General features: G+C 51.1%; 22 protein-coding genes. 15 read left to right on the top strand and 7 right to left on the bottom strand.

The genetic code is table 11. From position 1 onward, the window contains the following. The first annotated feature begins 89 nt into the window (after positions 1 to 89). Entirely contained in the window at positions 90 to 1,376 is a 1,287-nt protein-coding gene (locus AB3G37_RS08770; RefSeq protein ID WP_369790365.1) for an MFS transporter, read from the top strand. Between the two features lie 7 nt (positions 1,377 to 1,383). Here the strand turns inward: AB3G37_RS08770 and AB3G37_RS08765 are convergent, their stop codons facing one another. Further along, complete coding sequence (locus AB3G37_RS08765; RefSeq protein ID WP_369790364.1) at positions 1,384 to 2,031, bottom strand: hypothetical protein; 648 nt, start codon at positions 2,029 to 2,031, stop codon at positions 1,384 to 1,386. A gap of 116 nt (positions 2,032 to 2,147) precedes the next feature. Between AB3G37_RS08765 and AB3G37_RS08760 the strand changes: the two genes are divergently transcribed. Continuing rightward, positions 2,148 to 2,729 (top strand): shikimate kinase, encoded by a 582-nt coding sequence (locus tag AB3G37_RS08760; RefSeq protein WP_369790363.1) that lies wholly within the window; start codon positions 2,148 to 2,150, stop codon positions 2,727 to 2,729. A gap of 12 nt (positions 2,730 to 2,741) precedes the next feature. On the opposite strand, the gene hemB is transcribed toward AB3G37_RS08760, so the two are convergent. From hemB to AB3G37_RS08740, 4 genes are all read right to left on the bottom strand, one after another. Beyond that, on the bottom strand, positions 2,742 to 3,725 hold the full coding sequence (gene hemB, locus AB3G37_RS08755; protein ID WP_009635216.1) for a porphobilinogen synthase: 984 nt from the start codon (positions 3,723 to 3,725) through the stop codon (positions 2,742 to 2,744). A gap of 212 nt (positions 3,726 to 3,937) precedes the next feature. Further along, the gene (locus AB3G37_RS08750; RefSeq protein WP_369790362.1) at positions 3,938 to 5,749 is read right to left on the bottom strand and encodes an ABC transporter ATP-binding protein; all 1,812 of its coding nucleotides are present in this window, start codon (positions 5,747 to 5,749) and stop codon (positions 3,938 to 3,940) included. 18 nt (positions 5,750 to 5,767) lie between these two features. Further along, on the bottom strand, positions 5,768 to 7,204 hold the full coding sequence (locus AB3G37_RS08745; protein WP_369790361.1) for a M81 family metallopeptidase: 1,437 nt from the start codon (positions 7,202 to 7,204) through the stop codon (positions 5,768 to 5,770). A gap of 2 nt (positions 7,205 to 7,206) precedes the next feature. Further along, positions 7,207 to 8,370 (bottom strand): ROK family protein, encoded by a 1,164-nt coding sequence (locus AB3G37_RS08740; RefSeq protein WP_369790360.1) that lies wholly within the window; start codon positions 8,368 to 8,370, stop codon positions 7,207 to 7,209. 196 nt (positions 8,371 to 8,566) lie between these two features. Between AB3G37_RS08740 and AB3G37_RS08735 the strand changes: the two genes are divergently transcribed. From AB3G37_RS08735 to AB3G37_RS08720, 4 genes are read left to right on the top strand one after another with little or no spacing between them, the layout of a single operon-like run. Next, positions 8,567 to 10,108 (top strand): ABC transporter substrate-binding protein, encoded by a 1,542-nt coding sequence (locus AB3G37_RS08735; protein WP_369790359.1) that lies wholly within the window; start codon positions 8,567 to 8,569, stop codon positions 10,106 to 10,108. Between the two features lie 8 nt (positions 10,109 to 10,116). After that, positions 10,117 to 11,037, top strand: coding sequence for an ABC transporter permease (locus tag AB3G37_RS08730; protein WP_009635221.1), 921 nt, complete (start codon positions 10,117 to 10,119; stop codon positions 11,035 to 11,037). Beyond that, positions 11,037 to 11,903: an ABC transporter permease gene (locus AB3G37_RS08725; RefSeq protein ID WP_369790922.1), complete on the top strand. Its 867-nt coding sequence runs from the start codon at positions 11,037 to 11,039 to the stop codon at positions 11,901 to 11,903. Before AB3G37_RS08730 ends, AB3G37_RS08725 begins: the two co-directional genes overlap by 1 nt. Further along, entirely contained in the window at positions 11,900 to 12,838 is a 939-nt protein-coding gene (locus tag AB3G37_RS08720; RefSeq protein ID WP_369790358.1) for an ROK family protein, read from the top strand. The genes AB3G37_RS08725 and AB3G37_RS08720 overlap by 4 nt, the downstream gene beginning before the upstream one ends. 71 nt (positions 12,839 to 12,909) lie before the next feature. Here AB3G37_RS08720 and AB3G37_RS08715 read toward each other — a convergent pair whose 3' ends face one another. After that, on the bottom strand, positions 12,910 to 13,278 hold the full coding sequence (locus AB3G37_RS08715; RefSeq protein ID WP_037377441.1) for a MerR family transcriptional regulator: 369 nt from the start codon (positions 13,276 to 13,278) through the stop codon (positions 12,910 to 12,912). A 96-nt stretch (positions 13,279 to 13,374) separates the two neighbouring features. Between AB3G37_RS08715 and AB3G37_RS08710 the strand changes: the two genes are divergently transcribed. Next, complete coding sequence (locus AB3G37_RS08710; RefSeq protein WP_369790357.1) at positions 13,375 to 14,175, top strand: SDR family NAD(P)-dependent oxidoreductase; 801 nt, start codon at positions 13,375 to 13,377, stop codon at positions 14,173 to 14,175. A 56-nt stretch (positions 14,176 to 14,231) separates the two neighbouring features. Here the strand turns inward: AB3G37_RS08710 and dapF are convergent, their stop codons facing one another. Beyond that, positions 14,232 to 15,077: a diaminopimelate epimerase gene (gene dapF / locus AB3G37_RS08705; protein WP_369790356.1), complete on the bottom strand. Its 846-nt coding sequence runs from the start codon at positions 15,075 to 15,077 to the stop codon at positions 14,232 to 14,234. Between the two features lie 397 nt (positions 15,078 to 15,474). Here dapF and AB3G37_RS08700 point away from each other — a divergent pair, with 397 nt between their 5' ends. From AB3G37_RS08700 to AB3G37_RS08665, 8 genes are all read left to right on the top strand, one after another. Beyond that, on the top strand, positions 15,475 to 16,854 hold the full coding sequence (locus AB3G37_RS08700; protein WP_369790355.1) for an MFS transporter: 1,380 nt from the start codon (positions 15,475 to 15,477) through the stop codon (positions 16,852 to 16,854). Between the two features lie 83 nt (positions 16,855 to 16,937). Beyond that, a complete protein-coding gene (locus AB3G37_RS08695) occupies positions 16,938 to 18,203 on the top strand; it encodes a gallate dioxygenase (protein WP_009635228.1) in 1,266 nt (421 codons plus the stop codon). After that, the gene (locus tag AB3G37_RS08690; protein ID WP_369790354.1) at positions 18,200 to 19,030 is read left to right on the top strand and encodes an amidohydrolase; all 831 of its coding nucleotides are present in this window, start codon (positions 18,200 to 18,202) and stop codon (positions 19,028 to 19,030) included. The genes AB3G37_RS08695 and AB3G37_RS08690 overlap by 4 nt, the downstream gene beginning before the upstream one ends. A 6-nt stretch (positions 19,031 to 19,036) precedes the next feature. Continuing rightward, positions 19,037 to 19,471 carry a type II 3-dehydroquinate dehydratase gene (aroQ, locus tag AB3G37_RS08685; protein WP_009635230.1) on the top strand — a complete coding sequence of 145 codons (435 nt, stop codon included), beginning with the start codon at positions 19,037 to 19,039 and terminating at the stop codon, positions 19,469 to 19,471. Between the two features lie 170 nt (positions 19,472 to 19,641). Continuing rightward, positions 19,642 to 20,421: a (S)-acetoin forming diacetyl reductase gene (locus AB3G37_RS08680; protein ID WP_009635231.1), complete on the top strand. Its 780-nt coding sequence runs from the start codon at positions 19,642 to 19,644 to the stop codon at positions 20,419 to 20,421. Positions 20,422 to 20,819: 398 nt separating this feature from the next. After that, complete coding sequence (locus tag AB3G37_RS08675) at positions 20,820 to 22,055, top strand: flippase (RefSeq protein ID WP_369790353.1); 1,236 nt, start codon at positions 20,820 to 20,822, stop codon at positions 22,053 to 22,055. Next, on the top strand, positions 22,056 to 22,529 hold the full coding sequence (locus AB3G37_RS08670) for a glycosyltransferase (protein WP_369790352.1): 474 nt from the start codon (positions 22,056 to 22,058) through the stop codon (positions 22,527 to 22,529). It begins immediately after the preceding gene. A gap of 105 nt (positions 22,530 to 22,634) precedes the next feature. Beyond that, a complete protein-coding gene (locus AB3G37_RS08665) occupies positions 22,635 to 22,910 on the top strand; it encodes a hypothetical protein (RefSeq protein WP_369790351.1) in 276 nt (91 codons plus the stop codon). Positions 22,911 to 22,915: the final 5 nt, after the last annotated feature.

Here is a 22,915-nt window from a genome sequence, read left to right as displayed (position 1 = left end):
ATATTATAAAAACCTGGGGCTTCCAAACCCCAACCCCAACTTTATCAACCTGCAACTGAGGTAGCCGCGCTCCCTCAGAGGAGCAAGCTATGCAAAAAAAACAGGATCACTGGTTTGGCTTACCGCTTAATCTGCTGTGGGGATACATTGCCATTGCGGTATTTATGAGCGGCGACGGCTTTGAAATGGCTTTTCTGTCTAAACACATCACCGATATGGGCTTCTCCCCTGCCGAATCAGCATTGGTGTTTACCGTTTACGGCCTTGCGGCGGCGGTAGCTGCCTGGAGCTCCGGCGTAGTCGCTGAAATCATCACTCCACAAAAAGCCATGCGCATCGGCTTTATTCTGTGGGTGGTAATGCATACGCTGTTTATGCTGTTTGGATTGGGCATGAGAAATTACCCGCTGATGCTGCTATTTTACGGGATTCGCGGGCTGGCTTATCCGCTGTTTATTTATTCCTTTGTGATGCTGGTGGTGCAAACTGTGCCAAAACAGCAGCTTTCATCGGCAATGGGCTGGTTCTGGGCAATGTATTCGATCGGCATCGGCTGCATCGGCAGCTATTTACCCAGCTTCACGATCCCATTATTCGGTGAGACCGGCACCCTGTGGTTTGCCATCGCCTGGGCGGGAGTGGGTGGTGTGATGGCACTGACTTTGCTCAGAAAAGTCGGCAGCGTCAGCGAAAAAGCCAATCTCTCTACCCGTGAAAAAATGACCGAACTGTCACGAGCCGTCACAATCCTATTTACCAACAAGCACATTTTTATGTCGTGCCTGATCCGCATCATCAACACCATTTCGCTATTCGGCTTTGCGGTGATCATGCCGATACTTTTCGTTGGCCGCCTCGGGTTCAGCATGTCGGAATGGCTACAAATTTGGGCGGTGTTCTTCTTTGTTACCATCTTCACCAATATTATGTGGGGCATTCTTGGCGAAAAGATCGGCTGGCTGCGTCAGGTGCGCTGGTTTGGCTGTATCGGTTGCGCGATTTCCAGCCTGGCGTTCTACTATATTCCGATGCATTACGGCCATAATTTCTGGATGGCGCTGGTGCCAGCCGTCATGCTTGGGATTACCGTAGCCGCGTTTGTGCCGATGACCGCAGTATTTCCGGTGCTGGAGCCAAAACATAAAGGTGCAGCAATCTCGATTTATAATCTCTCTGCTGGTTTAAGCAATTTTGTCGCACCCGCTATTGCCTCAATTGTGCTGCCGTTCTTCGATATTGTTGGCGTGGTCTGGGTTTATACCGCGCTGTATCTGGTGGCTGCCGTGTTAACGCTGTTGGTAAAAGTGGACCAACCGGGGCATGTTAAACTGCCTGAGAGTACTGCGCAGCGGGCCGATCCCCTTCCTCGTTCGTAATACTCAGTTAAGGCCTCCAAGAATGATGAGCGCGTTGCCGAGCGGCATATGTTGATAAAAAATGAAGCGCCGCAGATTGTAAGCTCTCCAGTTTGAGCAGCGTTTTTTCTGTAATATCCTTGATAACTAATGCATTGAGTACTGGAATACCCATCAAATGCGCCTGCCCTAGCGTGCGCATTTCCAGTGAAATATTCTCCCCAGTGTCGTCGCGAGGAATTCTCAATAGCATGGCCTCCATTACCATCTTGTTATATATCGCCCTTCGTTCATGCTCGGGGATATTAAGAAACTCGATAATTTTAGGATGCTCGTTTGGAAAACTTAAAATTTCAATAACGTAAGGGGCAGTCTGCGGTCGCCCTGAACCCGATGTCGAAGGCACTGATTCTGGAACGTTAGAGCATAACGCACTGGCGGTTAATGGTTTAAACGACAGATCCAGCGGCTGATTTTTCTGCTGTATTGGTCTAGGCAAACTCACCATGGCATGGGGACAATGCCGTTTTATTTGCCTTAAGCTGGTAGGTTGTTCAGGAGAATTCTCGGCCCGAGTAATGGTGGTCGTGATAAGGGCCGGTGTGGTTTCCGGCAAACTTTGTAGCTGTGGCGGGTGAGTCGCTGTACTTATCGCGCCAGTTAATCCATTGGGCATGAGCTCGTCCTTATTATTTAATATAATCAGTCACGTACAATAGTCTCATTCACGGCTTTGAAACTATAAAATTTCAATCATTCCTCTTTAGAAAGCCATTATTTGCGGAGTACCTCGTGAAAATTAACATAATCGGCACCAGTGGCAGCGGAAAATCTACTTTTGCACGCCAACTGGCGCAAAAATTGGCAATTCCCTATATCGAAATGGATGCTCTTTTCTGGCAAACCAACTGGCAAGGCAGCACCGATGAACAGCTGTTTGAGAAACTGGAGCAGGCCATTGCCCAGCCCGCGTGGGTACTTGACGGTAACTATCGACGCTCGCAGCCGATCAAATGGCGCGACATCGATCTCATCGTCTGGGTGGATTACAGTTTTGGTCGTACACTTTATCAGGCAGTCAAGCGTGCAATAATGCGCGCTTCCAGCGGGCAGGAACTCTGGGTAGGAACCGGTAATCGTGAAACCTTCCGTCGGAGCTTTTTTAGCCGCGAATCGATCATTCTGTGGACGCTGAAAACTTTCTACAAAAACAGAAAGAATTATCAGCAGCTGATGGCATCACCCACTGGCCAGCGAGTAAAGTTTGTCAGAATTCGCTCACACCAGCAGGCCAGAGAGTTTGTTGCCCAGATTGGTTCTGCAGAATCGGGCATAAAAAAGCCTGACACGAAGTCAGGCTCTTATCAGCAGTAAACGAAAGTTCGATTAATTGTAATCGACGCCATTTTCTGCGATGTCCATCGCGAAGTAAGACAGAATGATATCAGCACCGGCACGTTTAATCGCGCCCAGCGTTTCACGCACGACTCGGTGCTCGTCAATCGCACCGGCCTGCGCGGCAAATTTGATCATCGCGTATTCACCGCTAACCTGATAAGCCGCCAGTGGCAGTGTAGAAGCTGCGCGAATATCGCTGATCACGTCCAGATAAGCACCGGCCGGTTTCACCATCAGCGCATCGGCACCTTCGTGCTCATCCATCAAAGACTCGCGAATCGCTTCACGGCGGTTCATCGGGTTCATTTGATAGTTTTTACGGTTGCCCTGTAATACGCTGCCGCCCGCTTCACGGAATGGTCCGTACAATGAAGAGGCAAATTTGGTCGAGTACGCCATGATTGAGGTATCGATAAAACCGGCTTCGTCGAGCGCGCTGCGAATGGCCTGCACCTGACCATCCATTGCGGCAGAAGGCGCGATGAAATCGGCACCGGCTGCGGCAGCAACGACCGCCTGACGGCCCAGATTTTTCAGAGTCGCGTCATTGTCTACGCCGTGGTCATGCAACACGCCGCAGTGGCCGTGCGAAGTGTATTCGCAGAAACAGGTGTCAGACATCACAATCATTTCCGGCACCGTGTCTTTACAGATTCGCGCCATTCGCGCCACCAGACCATTTTCGTTCCAGGTATCACTTCCGGTGGCATCCATATGATGCGAAATACCGAAAGTCATGACCGAGCGGATACCCGCCTTTGCATAGCGTTCAATTTCATAAGCCAGTTTTGACTCAGGAATACGCAGTACGCCGGGCATGGTTTCGATTACCGCGTATTCGGAAGTCTCTTCTTCTACAAAGATCGGCAATACGAGATCGTTAACACTGAACTCGGTTTCCTGAAACAGAGCGCGCAAAGAATCAGACTGTCTTAGACGACGAGGACGTAAGTTTGGATACTGATTTGACATGACTACTCCAGCAAAAAGCAATATTTAACTGACTGTGATATTACGAGCAACAGTTGTTCTGAAAATCAAAATACATCAATTTATTGGCACTAAAGAACGCGAAACTTAACCTCGCGTCTAGAGAGTCAAATAAGAATTGGCAATATTTTATACCTATCTGGAGTAAAATCTTTATCTTTCCGTAGCAACTTTTTTAGCAATTGGAGTATTAATTAGCTTAATACCCAATGGCCTTCACTTATTTGCCGATAATCACGGATTGGCGGCTGATAACCCAGCGGGCGAACCGGACTTTTTAACTCTTCAACCTGCAGATGCCTTTTGATACCGCGCCTGGCCGGATCGGGCACTGGCACCGAGGCAATAAGTTTACGGGTATACTCGTGGCAGGGATTATCGAAAATCGCCGCGCGCGGGCCAATTTCTACAATTTCGCCTAAATACATTACCGCCACCCGATGGCTCACACGCTCCACAACCGCCATGTCATGAGAGATAAACAGGTATGAAAGATTCATACTTTCCTGTAAATCGAGCAGCAAATTTACCACCTGTGCTTTCACGGAAACATCAAGCGCCGAAACAGATTCGTCGGCTACAATCACTTTCGGATCCAGCGTCAAAGCGCGAGCAATACAAATTCGCTGCCGCTGACCACCGGAAAACTCATGCGGATAACGGCGCATCATATCGGGCGACAGTCCGACCTTATTCATTAATGCCGCCGCTTTTTCCAGCGCATCGGCCTTATTGGCCAGTCGATGCTGCAAGATTGGTTCAATCAAAGCATCGCCAATTTTCATTCGTGGATTCAGGCTGGCAAAGGGATCTTGAAAAATCATCTGGATCCGCTGCCGCATCGTGCGCAGTTGTCCTGAATTCAGATTCATTACGTCAAAACCGTCGAAATCTATCTGCCCTTCGTGCGGCTTCAGCAAACGAGTGACCGCGCGACCGGTGGTTGATTTTCCACAGCCGGACTCCCCCACCAGCGACAGCGTCTCGCCCGCAAACAGATCGAAACTGATATTTTCCACCGCATGCACCGCCCCAACCGGACGCCCAAAGATCCCGCCCAGCACCGGGAAACGCGCCGAGAGATTTTTCACCGACAGCAGCGGCGTTTCATTGCTTCGCACCTTGACCAGACTTTCAAGCGGATCGCTGGCCAGCCCGGTTTGCATATCAATCGCAGGAAAACGCAGCGGATGCGAACGCCCGCGCATCGACCCCAGGCGCGGCACTGCAGCCAGCAGAGCGCGGGTGTAAGGATGCTGCGGACGCAAAAACAGCTCGGCAGTTTCGCCGCTTTCCACCACCTCACCGCGGTACATCACCAGAGTCCGGTCGGCGATTTCCGCTACCACGCCCATGTCGTGGGTGATAAACAGCACCGCCATGCCCTCTTCTTCTTGCAATGTCTTGATTAAATCCAGGATTTGCCCCTGAATAGTGACGTCGAGCGCGGTGGTCGGCTCGTCGGCAATTAACAGTTTGGGTTTCAGCGCCAGCGCCATGGCTATCATCACCCTTTGGCGCATACCGCCAGAAAACTGATGAGGATATTCATCGAATCGCGCACGGGCGTTGGGAATACGCACCTTTTCCAGCAGCCGAATAGTCTCTTCCCGCGCAGCTTTACCGCCCATGCCACGATGAGCCTTCAGCGTTTCGGCGATCTGGCGACCGATAGTAAACGTTGGATTCAGCGACGTCATCGGCTCCTGAAAGATCATCGCTATCTCATTGCCGCGCACTTCGCGCATCTGCTTTTCAGAAAGCCCCAGCAGCGATCGCTGATTTAACGTGACAGCGCCTTCAATTTTGCTGCTGCGCGCTTTCAACAAACGCATTACTGACAGCGAGGTCACGCTTTTGCCCGAACCAGACTCGCCAACGATTGCCAGCGTTTCACCGGCAAACACCTCAAAGTTCAGATTGCGCACCACCGGCAGCCAGTCGTCATCGCCGAGAAACGAGGTGGTCAGATTCTCTACCTTTAAAACCGGCTGAGCAGCGAGCATGATTTGTATCCTTTTCCATTAAGAGGCCGAACGAGCCGAGAGGCGCACCTGTGGTTCAAAATCAAAGTCTTGGTCAAACGGGAAAGTGGCGACCGTCTTTCTCAGGCGCGGCAAACGTTCGACAAACTGATCCACCACGCCGTTGGATAGCGCCATCAGATTCGGACGCGCAATCGGTGCCAGTTCCGGAGACAGATAACCGGATTTCACCACCACGATTTTGGCCTTTAAAGGATCAAGCCCCAACAGCGTAAAATCGGCAATATTGTGGTAAGGCCTGCGACGAGCAGAAACCACCACATCTATACCGTGGTGATGTAATACTGCCTGACGGTCCGCCGCATTTGGCGAATCTAGCAGGCGCAGCACGGTGAATTCAGCAGTAACCTGTGGGCTTGAAGAGTCCAGAGACCCGCCAAGAGTCAGTGTAAGCTGAGTGTTGATGCCAGCCGCAAAGGCAGCTTGCGTAGCAGGTAAATCGGTGATCCCCGCGACGATCACGCCTTTGGCTCCCTGAGTAATAAGTTCGGCCAATAGATCAGCACGATCGCCTACGCCACCGCCCGTTGGATTATCGCCCGAGTCGGCGAGCACCACCGGGTGCGTTTTGCTGGCAATCGCCTCTTGCACACAGGCCTGAGGCGTATCGGTTTTACAGCCAAAAACAAAATCTTCTCGCGCATCCCAATAGGCCTGTGCCAGGTTCAAGGCCTGCTGCTCAAGAATGGCGCGATCGGTACCGGTGAAAATCGCTGCCGCGGTAGCTCGAGGTTCGTCGGCCCAAACGTATCCAACCATCAGCGAGCTGTCCCAAATACCTTTAATTTCATCAATCGCCGGTAATCGCGCGTATAGACTCCTGGCCGGTTCATCCTCAGTACTTGTGCGTTCACCGGGTAAAACGACTGGGATCGGCACCCAAAGCAAGGTCGGTTTTACGCCGGTTTGCAAACTTTTCACCAGCATGGAAACCGAGCGACGCATAGTTTCTTCAACGTCAATATGCGGCGCGGTGCGATAGGTCGAGAACATATCGATGGCATCAATGATTTTTTGCGAAACGTTGCCGTGTAAATCGTAAGAAACGCTGATCGGGCATTCCGGCCCAACGACTTCACGCGCGGCGGCAATCCAGTCCCCCTCGGCATCTTCCATACCTTCGACATACATCGCTCCGTGCATTGCCAGATAAACCCCGTCATAAGGTTTATGCGCTTGCAGTCCGGCAATCATTTCCGCCTTGAATTGATCGTAGGTGGCGCGAGAAACTGGCCCACCGGCAATGGCGCGAGCGTGAACCGTCGGCAAAAACGTTGCCGGATAGTCCTGCAAAAAGGCAAAATACGGCGCGGCCAGCAGTTCGGCATTACGCACGATGCGAAAATCTTTTTCTTCATTAAGAACAGGATTATAAGTACTGCATTCAATATGAATGCCGCTGACTGCGATACGCATTTTTACCTCGCTGATTTTGCACCGTCATTGATTGATTCAGGGCCATCAAGAAAGCGATGGGCGGCAATACTGGCTGCGGCCCGAACCCAGGTGTCCTGATTGATAGCAAAGGTCCTGACCGGCGTAAGTCCGGCAAAACCCGGTAAGACGTTGGTTTCTATGGATTGCTGCACCACGGTGCCTAGCAGTCCGTCGATGGTTTCTTCCTGCCAGGCGATCAAAATCAGGCTCGGATCGATTATCTGGATCAGGTGAGCGATGCCAAGGCCCAGCGCAGAACCCGCGCGATGCAGAATTCGAATTGCCGCCGCCTGTCCGTTGGCCGCCAGTCGTTCCAGCTCTGGCAGGCTAGCGACGGTGAGATTTTCCTCGCGCGCCATTTCCATAATCGCATTAACGGAAGCAATGGTATCGAGGCAGCCGCGTTTGCCGCAGCGGCAAGGCGTCCCGTTCAACTCCATGGTGCAATGGGCAATTTCCCCCGCGCCGCCGTGCAGGCCGCGATGCAGCTTACCGGCAATAAAATGCGCGCTGCCAATGCCTGCACCGTGGCTGACCAGCGTAAAAGTTTCGAGATCCCGCGCCTGTCCAAATCGTTTCTCGCTCACCGCCAAAGCCTTGGCGTCGTTTTCGATGAATACCTCAAGGCCGGTCGCCTGAGTAATCAGTGTTGCCAGCGCCACGTTGCGCCAGCCGAGCAGCGCCGATTGCACACAGATAGACTGAGTTTCATCAATAAACCCCGAAAGAGTGACGCCCATACCCATTAGTCTTTCGGCGGCCTCGGCCTGCCCGTCGAGCAATTCAGGCAGCGCGTGGGCAATATTTTCGGCTAAAAGAGTGGGATCACGATTAAGCGCGAAACAGGCTCGCGCAATTATTTCACCTTTTAAATTAATTAGCGCCATCTGCGCGGGTTCTTGCAATAACGAGACCCCGATAAAATAAGCGCCCTGGGGACGGATCATCAGTTTTACCGACGGCCTTCCCTGTCCCGGCCCATTTATCGAATCTGCTTCAAATAAATAGCCCGCCTCTAGCATTTCTCTTACTGGACTGCTGATAGCGGCCTTGCTCATGCGACAAAACTGCGCCAATTCAGTACGGCTCAGGCCTGCGGCGGAATTTATCGCCCCTAATATTTGCCGTTGTAATGAATTCAACATTCCGTTTCAGCGCTCTCATTTTTGGTTATTCCGCCTTGACATTAAACTTATAAAATGAATATATCAATGCCAATTAGTTCACAAATTTAACTAAATAATCAGATATAAGCATTTCGTATGAAATAATCAGCCGCGAATTGTAGAGAATAAAGGTCGGCTATTTTTGCATTCACCGTTTATTGGCAGAGGAAGATTTATGAAAGGTTTTAGAACTATCGGCTGTCCGGGACGTTTGACTCTTCTCGGCGTCGCAATGCTCGCCGCAATCGCCGCCCCTCTTCATGCCGCGACACTGACGGTAATGCAAAATGAGGCTCCGCGCAGCATGGACCCGGGTAACCAGACCGCGACGTTTACCGCCACGGTATTGGACCCGATGTACGAAGGCCTGCTGAAAATGTCGCCCGAACTCAAGCTTGAACCGGCGCTTGCCACCTCGTGGAGCAGCGACACCAGCGGACTGGTGTGGACCTTCAAACTGCGCAGCGGAGTCAAGTTTCACGACGGCACGCCTTTCAATGCAGACGCCGTAGTCGCCAACTTCGCCCGCCATCTCGATGTGAAACGCGGCCTGGCCGCCAGCGGTCGCCTGCGCACTTTTATCGACAGCGTCAGCAAAGTTGACGACAACACCGTGGTGTTCAAGCTGAAAAAACCCTATCCGGCGTTTCTGAATCTGTTGACCACCGGCGCGTGTTTGATGGTCAGCCCGACGGCGGATAAAGCCGGAACGCTGGACAGCAAAGCTGTCGGAACCGGCCCATACAAAATGGTGCAGTACAAGACCGGCGAATTCGTGTTGGAAGAAAAAAATCCGGGTTACTGGGGCAAGTCAGATGGACCAGAAGATATCAAATGGACCTGGAGTTCCGAGTCATCGGTGATGAACATGGCGCTGCAGGCCGGTGAGGCCGACGTCATCAATCCGGTGCCGCCGCAGTTTGCCCGCGTGCTGAAAAACAATCCTAAATTCCAGCTGCACGAAAGCCCGGGCGCCTCGGTATTTTGGGTTGCTCTGAATACCCAGCTTAAACCGCTGAACGACGTGCGCGTGCGTCAGGCGCTGAACTTTGCCACCGACCGGGATGGTCTGGTGCGGGCAATCATGTCCGGCTTCGCAACGCCGGCAAACTCGCCGCTGGCACCTATCACCCCCGGCTATGACAAAACGTTAAATCCTTACCCGCTGAATATCGAAAAAGCCAAAGCATTGCTGAAAGAAGCCGGTTACGCCAACGGTTTCAATATGTCTATAGCGGTTCAGGGCGCAGATGCGCGTATTGGCCAGGTGCTGCAAAGTATGTGGGCGAAGATCGGCGTCAAACTCGACGTGCGCCAGATGGAAAGCGGCGTATGGACCAAAGCGGCATTTGCCGATGCGGCGGGGAAAAAGGCTGACGGCACCGGCGCAGTACTGGCCTCGTGGTCCTCCGGCGTCAACGGCGCAGACTTGCAGTTAAGGCCGCTGTACTACTCAGGCAGCTTCGCACCGGGTGGCGCTAATCTTGGGTTCTTTAGCGATGCCAGGCTCGACAAACTGCTGGATGACGCCGCCTCGACGCAAGACGTCAACGCCCGCAACCAGCTATACGTTCAAGCACAGCAGGAGATCAACGTTCAGGCCCCGCAGGTGCTGCTCTATTATCAAAATGACTTGTACGCCACCGGATCCAACATCTCCGGCGTGTGGATGATCCCCGGCGGTAACGTGATTGTTAAAGACGCCCACAAAGGGTAGGACGCGGCATGAAAGCCTATTTAGCCAAAAAACTGCTGGCCTTTCCGGTGATCCTGATTGGCGTGTCGATGCTGATTTTCGTGTCGATCCGCGCACTGCCTGGCGATCCGGCGCGCATGATGGCCGGTCCTGAAGCAACGCAGGAAGCGGTGGATCACATGCGAACCCGACTGGGTCTGGACCTGCCCATCGTTACGCAGTATGCACATTTTGCCCGCGATGTGATGCACGGCAATCTCGGGCTTTCGCTTCAGTCACAGCAGCCGGTCACGCAGGAGATTGGCGAACGGCTGCCTTATACGCTGGCGCTGGCGGTGTTTGCCTATTTTCTGGCGATCGCCATTGGCGTGCCTGCAGGCATGCTAGGAGCAATTTACCGAAACCGTTGGCCAGATTACGGCGTGATGCTGTTGGCGATTGCCGGAGCTTCAATCGCCAACTTCTGGCTCGGACTGATGGCGATGAACACTTTTTCAGTCGAGCTAGGCTGGCTGCCGCTGCTCGGCGCGTCGTCGTGGAAAAGTTATATTCTGCCGTCGGTCACCTTAGCCGTTTTACCAATGGCAGTGATGGCCAGAATGACGCGTTCAAGCATGCTGGACGTGCTGTCGGAAGATTATATTCGCACCGCGCGGGCCAAGGGTTTGTCGGCCATGAGCATTTATTGCAGCCACGCGTTTCGCAATGCGCTGATCCCGATTGTGACCATCGTAGCATTGAATTTTGGCAGCCTGGTTGGCGGCGCGGTGGTTACCGAGTCGGTATTTAACTGGCCGGGAATTGGTCGGCTGCTGGTAGATTCAGTGCGCTATCGCGACTATCCGGTGATTCAGGGCGTGGCGCTGGTCGCCGTGTGTGGCGTGGTGGTGATGAACCTGCTGGGCGAACTGCTGATTGCCCTGCTCAATCCGAAAATAAGGTTTGAATGATGAGCATCCTCACCGCTGTTCATGCGGGTAAAAAAAGCCGCACTGCGCTGCTGTTCCGCTGGCTTTGGCGACATCCCGGCATTACTTTTGGCGGGGTGATGATTGCCGCAATAGTTTTACTCGGCCTGTTTGCCCCCTGGGTTTCTGCTCAAGACCCTTATAATCAGGATCTGCTTAACACGTTGCTTCCCCCCTCCGCCGATCATTTCTTTGGCACCGACGACTATGGCCGAGATATTTTCGCGCGAGTGATTTACGGTGCGCGGATATCGATTATCGAGGTGGTGCTCAGTGTCGGTCTCGCAATGCTGGTTGGCATTCCCCTCGGCGTGCTTTCAGGAATGGCTGGCCGTTATATAGATATGGTGATTATGTGGGTGATGGACATGCTGTTCGCCTTCCCCGGTATCGTGCTGGCAATTTTAGTGGTCAGCATACTTGGCGGCGGGCTGGCTAATCTGCTGATTGCCATCTCGCTGTTTGCCATTCCTGTGTATGCGCGCCTCAGCCGTAACCTGACTCTTGGCCTGAAACGCATGGAGTATGTCGAGGCCGCGCAGGCGCTGGGACTCTCGTGGTATCGCATTGTCGTGCATTATATTTTGCGCAATGCCATTGGGCCGATCATCGTGCAATCTACACTGACCGCCGGGACAGTTATCCTCGCGGCGGCAAGCCTGTCATTTCTTGGTCTCGGCGTACAGCCGCCCATGCCCGAATGGGGTACAATGATGAGTGATGGTCGAAACTTTCTCGGCATTAATATCTATCTCTCGCTGTTCCCCGGACTGGCAATTATGCTGACAGTGCTTGGTTTTAACGTACTGGGCGACGGGCTGCGCGACTTACTGGACAAGCGTTCATGATGGTAAATACAGGCACGGTAGTGTTTTGTGCCGATATCGGCGGTTCCTTTATTAAATTTGGCCTCTCGCGGCAGCAGGGTGAAGTCACCGAACTGGCGCGCGTGGCGACTCCGGCCCAGTCCTGGGATGAGTTTGTGCTGGCTTTGCAAGCCTTACTCACCGAGCACGGCGACGGGCATCCGGAGGATACTCCGCTGGCAATTTCGACCGCTGGCCTGGTTTCGCCGCAAAGCGGTGAAGTGATGGCGACTAATATTCCCGGATTTGCCGGACATAATCTGGCTGCCGAGCTTTCGCAGGTTCTCAAACGCCGCGTTAGCGTGGCCAATGACGCCGACTGCTTTGCGCTAGCTGAGGCCCACGTTGGCGAAGGTATGGGTTTGCCCATTGTGGTCGGCGTTATTCTCGGCACCGGAGTGGGCGGCGGCATCGTATTTAACGGTCAGCTGGTGCGCGGTCACGGCGGCGTTGCCGGAGAGTGGGGCCATGGGGCGATTACTCGTACCGAGCTGGTGCTTGATAATAATCTGGTTCGCATCCCGCGCCTGCCGTGCGGCTGCGGCCAGACTGGCTGTCTTGATATGCTCGGCGGCGCGCGCGGGATGGAAAGACTGCATCACGAACTCCACCAGCAAAGCTTGACCAGCCAGCAAATTATCAGCGGCTGGCAGGATGAAGATGCTCAGTCAGTGCTCACTATTGAGGCATGGCTACAGTTGGTCGGTGAGCCTCTGACTTTGTTGGTCAATATCATTGGCGCGACAAAAGTGGTAGTCGGCGGCGGTCTGGCGACCGTACCGCGACTGATTGCTGCCCTCGATGAAAGGGTGAGGCAATCAACGTTGCACTCGTATCCGCAACCGCTGGTTGTTCCGGGTAAATTTGTCAGTCAGGGCGGTTTGGTCGGCGCATCAGTACTGGGCCGCCAGCGCTAGGCGGGTTAGGCGCTCAACAATGGAAATCTGAGTTAACTCCAGGCTGGCAACAAGGATTCATACGCTGTGGGTCAAAAGGCGTCATCGCAAGGTTGCCCAACTTTGTCAAGCGCATTGAGGATACCGGCCCGCAGCGCAATCAGTGCCTGCTCTTTTTCTTCAATTTGTACCAGTTTGCGTCGCAGGCTTGCCGTCTTTTGCTCGACGCTGAACCGATCTTCAATCCAGACTGCCAACACGTCCGAGATTTCGCCAAGGGTAAAACCCAGCATCTTGGCGTGTTTGATCATTTTCAAACGTTGCAAATCTATCGCTGAATAAACTTTATAGTTATTACTGCCATTGGGCTGCGGTATTTTCTCCAGCAGCCCCTGACGCTCGTAGTAACGCACTGTATCTTTTGGTAAACCCGCTTTGGCACACAACTCTCCAATCCGCATTTTATCACCCTTCATTCTGCTTAAAACTTGCTTGACCGTAGACTAGACTCCACGGTTTACCCTGTTTGCAGCATAACCTCAAACAGGAAAATGGGCATGGAATCTTTCAATTATTCAGGAAAAACGGCGCTAATCACCGGGGCATCGTCGGGCATCGGGCAGGTATTTGCTGAAAAGTTAGCCGCAAAAGGCGTGAGTCTGGTGTTGGTCGCGCGCAATCAGAGCAAATTACAGGCGTTAGCGAACAAACTGGCAAAGCAACATGGCATCGCCACTCTGGTGATTACCCAGGACCTCAGTGCCAGCGACGCCACGCCCTCAATTCTGGATCAGCTCAATGAAGCCAAACTTTCACCGGACATTCTCATTAATAACGCCGGTTTTGCCACCTACGGTGTGTTTGATCAGCTGTTGCTGGACCGCCAGCGAGAAGAAATTCAAATTAACTGCCTGTCGCCGGTGGAACTTACGCATGCCCTGCTGCCGGCGATGATAAAGCGCGGCGACGGCGCGGTGATCAACGTAGCCTCTACTGCCGCCATGCAGCCTGACCCTTACATGGCAATTTACGGCGCGACCAAAGCCTTTCTGCTGTCATTCTCCGAGGCGCTTTGGGCCGAAAATCGCCAGCGCGGCGTGCGCGTGCTGGCACTGTGCCCCGGAGCAACCGATACGGCTTTTTTTGACGTAGTCAATGCAGAAGAGGCCTCTGTAGGAAAGAGAATGAAGGCCGATACTGTGGTGAATCTGGCACTTAAGGCGCTCGACGAACAGCGCAACTATCTCATCACCGGCTGCAACAATTGGCTGCTTGGCCAGCTGCAACGATTCGTCACTCGCCGCCGCCTGCTGCTCATTGCCGAAAAAATCCTGCGACCGAAAACCAGTAAAGTTTAAGTCGTTTGTAAGGCTCCCTCACCTGAGGGAGCGACCAAAAAATGACTTCAAGGCCGTTACTTCAAATCGTAAAAACAGTCGGCATCTAGCATTATTTCGGCGATTTTCTGCACGGGACCGCGCATATTGACCATAAAGTCGCCCGAGAAGGAGATAGCCAGTTGGCCGCCAGGCATAGTCACCGTCACGCTGTCGCCAACGAGTCCCAACTTGCGCATTGCACTGGCTGCGGCGCAGCTGCTGCTGCCGGAAGCCAGCGTATAACCCGCCCCGCGCTCCCAAATCCCGATACTGATATTCTCGCGGTCGATGACTTCGACAAACTGCACGTTGGTGCGTTTGGGGAAAATCGCCAGCGTTTCGATCTCAGGGCCCAGCTGATGAACCAGCGGCAGATCCAGTTTTGCTACACGGATGACACAGTGCGGATTGCCCATGGACACCAAAGTCACATCCAGATGGTGCCCACCCACCACTAGCGGTTGGTCGAGCATGTCATCACCTTCAATAGTGGCTGGCAGTGCCGATGGGTTAAATTTCGCCTGCCCCATATCAACAATCACCTGATGCGCGCCCTCGGTCACCTCGCAACTTACCTGCCCACCCAACGTATTAACAAGAAAAGTTTCATGGCCAACCCTTTTAATATCAAACAGATAACGTGCGTAAATGCGTAATCCATTGCCGCTTTTTTCGGCCTCTGAACCATCAGGATTGATGATGCGCACGCGCGGTACTTCTTCGTCATCAATATCAATCAGTAACCCATCAGAACCAATTCCGTAGTTGCGGTCGCAAATGCGGCTGATTTGCTCCAATGAGAATTGCGCTGCCACGCTTTGATGGCAAACAAGATAGTCATTGCCTAAACCATGGTAACGATGAAAAAGAAAGGAATTCATAATCTGCCCTGCCGCTGGTGAGTGTTGTTATTAACTAATGACAGAGAATACACCACCGTTTTTACGAGAGGTAGATCGCGGCACTTTCAACAAATCCTGTCACTTTTAAACCCACAATTTAAGTAACAAAACTGAATGTCATTTCAATATACAAAAAATGGAGGTTATAAATAAAAATCATATCTCCATAACGATTTTATGGCAGACATTCGCCTTTTCAGCCCCTAACGTGGTTGAACGGGAAGCAAACAAATACAACACAACATATTGTTTAATAGATAAAATTATTTTTATACCCCGTCACTCTCTGCATGGATGCATCGATAAAAAAACAATAATTTTTTTAGAAAGTTTTAATCCGATCACACATTAATAAAAAAAATAGAGAGCGCACCCTATGAGTCAGAACGGTATTGTCGATGTAAAAGCCTGGATAGATTCCCGTCCTATTTCGGGCTATCAATGGCTGATTTTATCGCTGTGTTTCATCATCATCATGTTTGACGGTTACGATGCGGCAATTATGGGATTCATTGCCCCGGCTTTAATGGAAGACTGGGGCATGGGACGCGGACAGATGGGCCCGATTTTAGGCGCAGCGATGTTTGGCGTGGCTATTGGCGCATTAGTCGCCGGTCCTTATGCTGACCGTTTTGGTCGTAAACGCGTGCTGCTGATTTCAATCCTGTGCTTTGGTATTTTTAGCCTGCTCAGCACCTTCGCTCACACGCCAATGGAGATGGCGGGCCTGCGTTTTCTGACTGGCCTCGGGCTCGGCGCAGTAATGCCAAATACTGTCACGCTGGTTTCCGAATATATGCCTGAGCGCCGCCGCAGCCTATTGATTACGGTGATGTATAGCGGCTTTAACATTGGCTCCGGCCTGGGTGGTTTTATTGCGGCTGGCCTGCTGCCACATTTTGGCTGGAAGTCTGTGCTGTTTGCAGGCGGTATTGTGCCGTTACTGATGCTGCCTTTGCTGATGTGGGTCCTGCCAGAGTCAGCGATGTACATGGTGGTTCGAAACGTCGCACAAGAGAAAATCGCAAAAGTGCTGCGTCGGGCTGGCGGAGTCTTTGCCAGTGACACTAAATTTGTGCTTAAAGCGCCAGTCATTCAGAAAACCGCTAAAGTATTCCAGCTGTTCACCAAGGGTTATGCAAAAGGCACTCTGGTGCTGTGGCTAACCTATTTTATGGGCCTGTTTGTGATTTATTTGCTCAACGGTTGGCTGCCGACCATTATGCGCAACAGTGGTTTTTCACTGGAGCGAGCGGCGATTGTTGCCGGTTTATTCCAGCTTGGCGGAACCTTCGGCGGCCTGATGGTGGGCGGTCTGATGGATAAATATAAAGCTCGCCGCGTGATTGCCCTGTTCTATCTGGTGGGCATGGGCTGCCTGCTGACGCAGGGCCTCGGCAATTTCGGAGCGACAACACTCGCGGTATTGGTTTTCCTGAGCGGCGTTTGCATTAACGGCGCGCAAACCGGCCTGCAGGCGTTTTCACCGGCCTTTTATCCAACAGAAATGCGCGCAACCGGCGTTTGCTGGATGCACGGGATTGGTCGCACCGGCGCAATCATTAGCTCATCAATGGGCGGGATCTTGCTCGGTCTGTTCAGCGGACAAAACGTTATTTTCCTGGTGCTGGCCATTCCGGCATTGCTGGCTGGCCTGAGTATTTTGCTGCACCGCGCGGCACATCCGGTTGAAATGATCAAAGGTGTCGAACTGAAAGATATCCCGGAGCTGTCACGTACGATGAATGTTCGCTGATGCAAATAATCAGGAAATCAGCACAAATTTATAAGGATTCGCCCCTTGCGATCCTCACTAACTAAGGAATAGAGGTATTTAGGATGGCTAGAATTATCGGCGGATTGGCGGTATCACATACCCCGACAATTGGATTTGCTGTGGACCACAACAAACAAAATGAAAGCGCCTGGTCGCCGATTTTTGAAAGCTTTGCCCCGATGCAAAAGTGGCTGGACGAGAAAAAGCCGGACGTATTGCTCTATGTCTTCAACGATCACGTCACTTCGTTCTTCTTTGATCACTATTCTGCCTTCACGCTAGGCATCGATGATCACTATGAAGTGGCGGATGAGGGCGGCGGTCCGCGTGATATTCCTGCGGTTAAAGGTCACGCAGCACTGTCTCAGCACATCGGAGCCAGTCTGATGGCTGATGAATTCGATATGTCTTTCTTTATGGACAAGCCGCTGGATCACGGTCTGTTTTCCCCGCTTTCGGCCCTGATGCCACATACGGAAAGCGGTTGGCCAACGCAAATTGTTCCGCTACAGATTGGTGTTTTGCAGTTCCCTATTCCGACCGCCCGCCGCTGTTACAGGCTGGGCCAGGCACTGCGCCGTGCGGTGGAGAGTTTCCCGGAAGATCTGAGCGTCGCAATTGTTGCCACCGGTGGGGTTTCGCACCAGGTGCACGGCGAACGCTGCGGATTTAACAATCCAGAATGGGACGAACAGTTTGTCGACATGCTGGTTAACGATCCTGAACGCCTGACTGAGATGACCATCGCCGAATATGCCACTCTTAGCGGCATGGAGGGATCTGAAGAAATCATGTGGCTGGTGATGCGTGGCGCGCTGTCGGCCAATGTCGAGAAACTGCATCATGCCTATTACCTGCCGTCGATGACCGGTATCGCAACTTTAGTGCTTGAGAATAAATCGCGGGAAGCCCCCGTTGATGTTCAGCAGCGCCAGCGCGACAAAATTGCCCAGCAGATGGCCGGAGTCGAAAAGCTTGAGGGAACCTATCCGTTTACTCAGGCGCGCAGTCTCAAGGCTTTGCGCATTAACCGTTTCCTGCATCGGATGATCCAACCTGCATGGCGCGAGCGTTTTCTTGTCGAACCACAGGCGATGTTTGATGAAAACAAACTGACTGCCGATGAACAAACGATGCTGCGCGATCTCGACTGGCGTTCAATGATTCAGTACGGTGTCAGCTTCTTCCTGCTGGAGAAACTGGGTGCCGTAGTCGGCGTTTCCAACCTGCACATCTATTCGGCGATGCGCGGTCAAACGCTGGAAGAGTTCCAGAAAACGCGTAACCAGCAGGTTATTTATTCCGTTGCGGGGAAAGGCAAAGCATGAGCATTTTTGACCAGCCAAAAATAGACACCCATCATCACGTTTTTGATCCGGTTAATTTTCCATATATTGCGGACACCGCCTATCGGCCTGCCGGACATGAAATCGGCACCGTGGAATATTATCAGGCGGTAATGCAGGCGTATAACATTCGCCATTCACTGATTGTCGGCCCAACTTCGGGTTACAACACTGACAGCCGCTGTTTGTTGGACGCGCTTGAAAAAGGCAACGGTCGCTTCAGAGGAATTGCCGTTGTGCCCTTTGATAGCAGCCTCGATCGACTGGCTGAGTTAAAGCAGGCTGGCGTGGTCGGCATTGCCCTTAACGTGGCGATGCTTGGCGTCGAGCCTTTTATCAATTTCGATAACATGATGGGCAAACTGGCCGAGCTTGACCTGTTTGCCGCGATCCAGGTGCAAGACGATCAGCTGCTGGCTTTGATGTCGATGTTGGCGCGCACGAAAACAAAACTGCTGTTTGATCATTCAGGACGACCTGATGTCAGCGCCGGTTTACAACAGCCCGCTTTTCAGGCGCTGCTTTCACTGGCAGCAACGGAAAGATGCTGGGTCAAACTGTCGGGACTGTCTAAATTTAGCCACCAGCCCTTCCCTTATCGTGATGGGCACGATTATCAACTCGCGCTGCTCGAGGCATTTAGTGCCGACCGCTGCATGTGGGGATCTGACTGGCCGTTCCTGCGCGCCGAGCATCGCATGGATCTTGGCACGCTACTGATGCTGTTTAACGATTTATTCCCGGATGAAAATATTCAGAAAAAAATCATGTGGGAAACACCAAAACAACTGTTTGGATTTGAGGATTAAGAAATAATGCAGCGAAAAATCGTGGTACTCAACGGATGTAATCTCAACCTGCTCGGCACCCGCGAGCCAGAAACCTATGGCTATGACACCCTGGCCGATATCGAAGCCCTTTGCGTGCAGACCGGTAAAGAGTGTGAAGTTGAAATTGAGTTCTTCCAGACCAATTATGAAGGCGAGATGATTGAGAAGATTCAATCTTGCCGTGGCAAAGCCAGTGCACTGGTACTGAATGCAGCAGCCTGGACCCACACTTCAGTGGCGATCCGCGATGCCGTCACCGCTATCAGTGTCCCACTGTTTGAAGTACATATTACCAATGTTCACAAACGTGATGCTTTCCGTCATCACTCTTTCCTTTCCGATATTTCGGTAGGCGTGATTTGTGGCTTTGGTATTCAAGGTTACGAATATGCAATTAGAAAGGCAGCAAAACTGGCTTAATGTTGGCCAAGATCAAGGAAAGGTTCATCTTCGTTTACATTAATTGAACATCACTCCTCATTGGCGTAATACTCGTTCAAGCTCACGTAACGGCACAGGGCTCACCAGCCCTTTGTCCTGCGCGCAGCCATCTGGACAAGATACTCAATACATCAATGAGGATAAGCTGTATGTCTAATAATGGAAAAGTGGCTTTAGTAACGGGCGCAGGCCAGGGAATTGGCCGTGCGATTGCTCTTCGTCTGGCCCAAGATGGCTTCGCCGTTGCGGTGGTGGACTTTAATGCCGAAACGGCAAAAAAAGTGGCAGAAGAGATTAACCACGCGGGTGGCCGAGCCATCGCACAGTTTGCCGATGTCTCTGACCGCGAACAGGTTTTTTCTGCGGTTGAAGCCGCCAGGCAACAGCTCGGCGGATTTGATGTCATCGTCAATAATGCTGGCATCGCCCCGACGACACTGATTGAAGACATTACTCCAGAAGTCGTTGATAAAGTTTATAATATTAACGTCAAAGGCGTTATCTGGGGCATTCAGGCTGCAGTTAAGGCTTTTAAATCCTTGGGACACGGCGGGAAAATCATTAACGCCTGCTCTCAGGCCGGTCATGTCGGCAACCCAGAATTAGCCATTTACAGCTCCAGCAAATTTGCAGTTCGTGGGTTAACGCAAACCGCCGCCCGCGATCTCGCGCATTATGGCATTACTGTAAATGCTTACTGCCCAGGAATTGTTAAAACGCCAATGTGGGAAGAAATCGACCGCCAGGTTTCCGCCGCAGCAGGCAAACCAGTGGGTTATGGCACGCAGGAATTCGCCAAAAATATCACGCTTAAACGCCTCTCCGAACCGGAAGATGTCGCTGGTTGTGTGTCTTATCTCGCCGGACCAGATTCTGATTACATGACAGGCCAGTCACTCCTTATCGATGGCGGTATGGTCTTTAACTGATACTCCGAATCTGAATACGAATAAGAAAAGCTGTATGCCTTAACGGGCATACAGCTTTTTTGCTGCCTGCAAATCATGGGCTCGACATCTTCTATGCCAAGCTAAAAATTGAAAAATCAGTAATCGCTAAATAAGCTTTTTTCCTGCTGTCTGATTAAAAGTGTTGAACCTTGAAAAACTAAGCCTAAAGGGGCTACACTGCCAAGGTAAATTTTGTGACGGGGATCGGTTATTACTCGCGACGATGTTAATGAATTGCCATGTCCGGATGAGGTTTTCCGTGATGTTTTCAGTCAATTCTGATTTATTTTGCAGGGCTACCGAGGTTGCCAAGAAAAATTGGCTATAACCCTAACATGACAACATAATTACATTTTATTTTTGGGAGTATCATTTTAGTGAACAAAAACATGGTAAAAAATATATTGTCGCTCTTTATGATACAGGGAGCTGGATATATTTTACCCTTAATCACTCTCCCCTATCTGGTCCGCGTTCTCGGACCGAGTGAATACGGAATACTAGGCTTTTCATTTGCATTTGTTCAATATTTCACACTCATTGTTCAGTATGGGTTTGACCTTTCTGCTACCAACAAAATTGCGATACACAAAGACGATAAGACACTAGTAAGTCAGGTTTTTTGGGGCGTCCTGTTCTGTAAAACTATCCTGGTTATTCTCAGCGCGTTGTTCATGTTTGTCATTGTGGCCTTTATTCCCAGCATTAAAGAATACGCGACGGTTATCATCGTCTCTTATACCTCAGTAATTGGCGCAGCCTTCCTGCCCTCATGGCTATTTCAGGGCAAAGAAAAAATGGGTTGGATGGCAATTTCCAATATTGCTGCAAAAATAATCACCCTGCCATTAATATTCATTTGCGTTAAGTCTCCTGCCGATACCTGGATTGTGGCATTAATTACCGGTGCCGGATTTATCCTCGGTTCATTGTTCAGTTTTTATATGATTTATCGTGAGAAATGGATTGAATGGAGCCTGCCAAGCTATGCACAAATAAAAGAGCAAATCCATGATGGCCGATATATTTTCTTGTCAAATATCGCCGGCAGCGTTTATGTAAACAGTATTCCAGTGTTCCTCGGTTTTGCCGCTGGCCCTGTTACCGTCGGTTTTTACGTTGCTGCCGACAAAATCCGCATGGCAATTCAGGGCTTAATGGGCCCTATTACTCAGGTGTTTTACCCGCGTATTAGCTCACTGATGGCAAATGACAAAGCCAAAGGGTTAAAGATGATCCGCACCTTGTTATACGGGCAAAACGCTATCGTCTTAGTCATTTCTCTGCTGTTGATGGTCTTTGCACACCAGATAATTACCGTATTCTATGGCGATACCTATTTAGCCTCCGTCTCAGTCCTTGTGATTCTTGCTCCTATGGTGTTCTTTATCAGCGTGAGCACTGTATTAGGCGTGCAAGGGATGTTGATCATCGGTATGAAGAAAGAATTTAGTCAGATACTCTGGTTTGGTGCAGTATTAAATACTGTCGCTATCTTCCCTTTGATATGGCTGGCCGGCGCAGATGGTGCTGCACTTTCTGTATTGGTAACCGAAGCCGTTGTCGCCCTTTTGATTGTCTACAAAACCAAATCCATATGGAGACGTGCTTAAATGTCCGATGAACTATATAACGCCAATAGCACACCATTGGCAGGCGTTGTGGTTTGGTTTAATCCTTCAGAAAAAGAAGTCGAAAACATCAAAACCTACCTCGGTTTTTTAAGCCAGCTTTACGTGGTGGATAACTCGGCGGGCGATAATAGAGCCTTGTTAAGCATTATTGGCGAGGGCACTGATAACGTAGAATACATACCAAATCTCGATAACCTGGGCATCGCCACCGCATTAAATAAAGGATGCCGACGCGCGATAGAACAAGGTTATGAGTGGATAGTCACGATGGATCAGGATTCTTGTTTTGATTCTCAGGAGATGACCAAGTTTCTAAACGCCTTTGAGGCCAAGAAACTGGAAGATCCAAGCATTGCCGTCTTCACCCCGATGACTTATCAGGATCAGCCGCAAGGTTATGCTCAGCGAGTAATTACCTCGGGGAATCTTTTAAATCTTGCGGCATACACTTAGATTGGCGGCTTCGATGATACTTTATTCATTGACGAGGTTGACCACGATCTGTGTTACAAGCTGACTCAGAATAACTTTAAAATTTATACCTTTGGCGAAGTACATATGGAGCACAAACTTGGCAACACCAAGCTGCATCCGTACCTGTTCACTCGCCATATGTGGGTTATGCACCATGCTGCAATCCGCAAATACTACATCATCAGAAACCGTCTATTGATTCAGGATCGTTTTCCACAATTTACGGAAGACTATAAGCGTGAAAATATGCGTCTAATATTTGGCGTAATTTTCTTTGAAAAACAAAAGCTATTAAAGTTGCGTTACCTGTTTAAAGGCTATCGCGATTATAAAAAGAACAGATTTGGCAAGATACGCTAGATTAT

Source organism: Rouxiella sp. WC2420 (assembly GCF_041200025.1).
In the GTDB taxonomy this organism is placed as follows: Bacteria; Pseudomonadota; Gammaproteobacteria; order Enterobacterales; family Enterobacteriaceae; genus Rouxiella.
This window is presented reverse-complemented; position numbering and strand designations above follow the sequence as displayed.